Annotated in this window: 2 protein-coding genes and 1 pseudogene; all 3 read left to right on the top strand. The window is 65.8% G+C overall.

Annotated elements, in window-relative coordinates; all coding sequences use genetic code 11:
• Nucleotides 1-302: pseudogene (locus tag AC1DT2_RS18360) on the top strand (TetR/AcrR family transcriptional regulator); the annotation flags it as partial.
• A 34-nt stretch (nt 303-336) separates the two neighbouring features.
• On the top strand, nt 337-2,706 hold the full coding sequence (locus AC1DT2_RS18365; protein ID WP_477297918.1) for a 3-hydroxyacyl-CoA dehydrogenase/enoyl-CoA hydratase family protein: 2,370 nt from the start codon (nt 337-339) through the stop codon (nt 2,704-2,706).
• 52 nt (nt 2,707-2,758) lie between these two features.
• Nucleotides 2,759-3,498: thiolase family protein (locus AC1DT2_RS18370; RefSeq protein WP_477297919.1), on the top strand; the 740-nt coding region annotated here is incomplete at its 3' end.

A 3,498-nucleotide genomic window follows, 5' to 3' on the forward strand; every position in this document is an offset into this window, starting at 1 on the left:
CCTACGCCGAGCACAACGAGACCCTGCGCAAGTTCCTGTCCGAGAACTACGGCCATGTACTGCGCCAGTTCGCCGGTGAATTCGCCCGGCTGCTGCCTGGCCTGGCGAAGGACGAAATCTACTGGCGCCTGGACATCGTCACCGGCGCGCTGACGTACGCGATGGCCGACTTCGGCATCATCCAGCGCAAGAGTGACGTCGACGAGCGCGACCACCGCGAAACCGCCGCCGAGCACCTGATCCGCTTCGCCGCAGCCGGCCTGCGCAATCCTTCCGTTTCGACCTCCACGGCCACTCGCTGACCGCGGACGATCCTTTGCACCCCCGGAGATCACCATGACTGCAACACCGTTACGCATTCGCAAGGCCGCAGTACTCGGCGCCGGCGTCATGGGCGCGCAGATTGCCGCGCACCTGACGAACGCCAACGTGGAAACCGTGCTTTTCGACCTTCCCTCGAAGGAAGGCCCGAAGAGCGGCATCGCCCTCAAGGCGATCGCCAACCTCGCCAAGCTCTCACCGGCGCCGCTGGCCGAGAAAGGCCTGGCCGCCGCGATCATCCCGGCCAACTATGAGGACGACCTCGCCCTGCTGGCCGACGTCGACCTGGTGATCGAAGCGATCGCCGAGCRCATGGACTGGAAGCTCGACCTTTACCAGAAGATCGCGCCGCACGTGTCCGCGACCGCCGTGTTGGCGAGCAACACCTCGGGCCTGTCGATCAACGGCCTGGCAGAGGCATTGCCGGAAGAGATGCGCCACCGTTTCACCGGCGTGCACTTCTTCAATCCGCCGCGTTACATGCACCTGGTCGAGCTGATCCCTACCCGCCTGACCGAAAAGGGCGTGCTCGAAGGCCTCGAAGCCTTCCTGACGACCACCCTGGGCAAGGGCGTGGTCTACGCCAAGGACACCCCGAACTTCATCGGTAACCGCATCGGTGTGTTCTCGATGCTCTCCACCATGCACCACACCGAGCAGTTCGGCCTGGGCTTCGACACCGCCGACGCACTGACCGGTCCGGCCATCGGCCGCCCGAAGAGCGCCACGTATCGCACGGCCGACGTCGTCGGCCTGGACACGCTTGCCCATGTGATCAAGACGATGGGCGACACCCTGCCCGACGACCCGTGGCACAAGTACTTCCAGCCGCCGGTGTGGCTGAAGGGCCTGATCGACAAGGGCGCGCTGGGCCAGAAGGCCGGTGCGGGTTTCTACCGCAAGGCCGGCAAGGACATCGTGGTGCTCGACCTGCAGAAGCAGGATTACCGCGTTTCCGAGCAGAAAGCGTCGGACGACGTGTCCGCCATTCTCGCCATCAAGGATCCCGCCGAGAAGTTCGCGAAGCTCCGCGCGTCGTCGGACCCGCAGGCACAGTTCCTCTGGGCCGTGTTCCGCGACCTGTTCCATTACACCGCCTACCATCTGGCCGATATTGCCGAGACGGCGCGTGACGTCGACTTTGCCATCCGTTGGGGCTACGGCTGGAAGCTCGGTCCCTTCGAGATCTGGCAGTCCGCCGGCTGGCAGCAGATCGCTGGCTGGATCGCCGAAGACATCGCCGCCGGCAAGACCATGAGCAGCGCACCCCTGCCCGCCTGGGTCACCGACGGCCGCACGGGCGTGCACGGCAAAGCGGGTTCGTACTCGGCCAGCGCCAACGCCGAGAAGCCGCGTTCGACGCATCCGGTGTACAAGCGCCAGGCGTTCCCGGATCCGATCCTGGGCGAGAAATTCGACCAGGGCACCACGGTCTGGGAGAACGACGGCGTACGCCTGTGGACCAGCGGCGACGACATCGGCGTGATCTCGTTCAAGACCAAGATGCACACGGTGAACGACCACGTGCTCGACGGCATTCAGCATGCGATCGGCCTTGCCGAGCAGCAGTTCCGCGGTGTCGTGCTGTGGCAGCCGTCCGAGCCGTTCTCGGCCGGTGCGGACCTCAAGGGCGCGCTGGGTCTGCTCAAGGCCGGCAAGCTCGCCGAGTTCGAAGCGATGGTGGCGAACTTCCAGGCCACCAGCATGCGCATCAAGTACTCGCTGGTGCCGGTGGTCTCCGCAGTTCGAGGCCTTGCCCTCGGTGGCGGCTGCGAGTTCCAGATGCATTCGGCGCGCACCGTCGCGGCACTGGAGAGCTACATCGGTCTGGTCGAGGCCGGCGTGGGCCTGCTGCCCGCCGGTGGCGGCCTGAAGGAGTTCGCCGTGCGTGCGTGGCAGGCGAACCCGGAAGACCCGTTCGAATACCTGAAGAAGATCTTCGAGACGGTCGCCATGGCGAAGGTGTCGACCAGTGCGATCGAGGCCAAGTCGTTGGGCTTGCTGCGCAAGGACGACATCATCGTCTTCAACACCTATGAAGTACTGCATGTCGCCAAGGCCCAGGCGATCGCCCTGGCCGAGTCCGGCTACCGTCCGCCGATGCCGGCGCGCGCGATCACGGCTGCCGGCGACACGTCCACGGCGACCTTCAAGGCCTCGCTGGCGAACATGGCCGAGGGCTACTTCGCCTCGCCGCACGACATCGACATCGCCAGCCGCATCGCCGACACCCTCTCGGGCGGTCGGATCGAACGCGGTTCGCCGGTGGACGAAACCTGGCTGCTCGCCCTCGAGCGTCGTCACTTCGTCGAACTGGCGCAGACCGAAAAGACCCAGGCCCGTATCGCGCACACGATGACGACGGGGAAGCCGCTGCGTAACTGACGCGCCACGCGCTCTTACGCCTGACGACTTTCCCACTTAAAGGAACCACCCCATGAGCAAGCAAGTGCAAGATGCCTACATCGTCGCCGCCACCCGCACCCCGGTAGGCAAGGCGCCGCGCGGCGTGTTCCGCAATACCCGTCCGGACGACCTGCTCGCGCACGTCATTCGTGCCGTCATCGAACAGGCCCCGGGCATCGACCCGGCGCTGATCAGCGACGCCATCATCGGTTGCGCGATGCCGGAAGCCGAGCAAGGCATGAACGTGGCGCGCATCGGCGTGCTGCTGGCCGGCCTGCCCGAGCAGGTGCCGGGCGTCACCATCAACCGCTTCTGTTCGTCCGGCGTACAGGCCATCGCCATGGCCGCCGACCGCATCCGCCTGGGTGAGGCCGACCTCATGCTCGCCGGCGGCACCGAGTCGATGAGCATGGTGCCGATGATGGGCCACAAGATCGCCATGAACCCGGCGATCTTCGAGAACGACGAGAACCGCGCGATCGCCTTCGGCATGGGCATCACAGCCGAGAAGGTCGCCGAGCGCTGGAAGGTCAGCCGCGAGGACCAGGRCCGCTTTGCCCTGCAGTCGCACGAGCGGGCCTTCGCGGCCATCGCCGCGGGTGAGTTCAAGGACGAGATCACGCCGTTCCAACTCGACGACCGCTACCCGGACCTGCTCAACCACAGCATCCGCGAGGACCGCCGCATCATCGATACGGATGAGGGTCCGCGTAAGGACACCACGTTCGAGGTGCTGAGCAAGCTGCGCCCGGTGTTCCGCAACGGCCAGTT

It is taken from the genome of Luteibacter sp. P4_E6 (assembly GCF_056401535.1).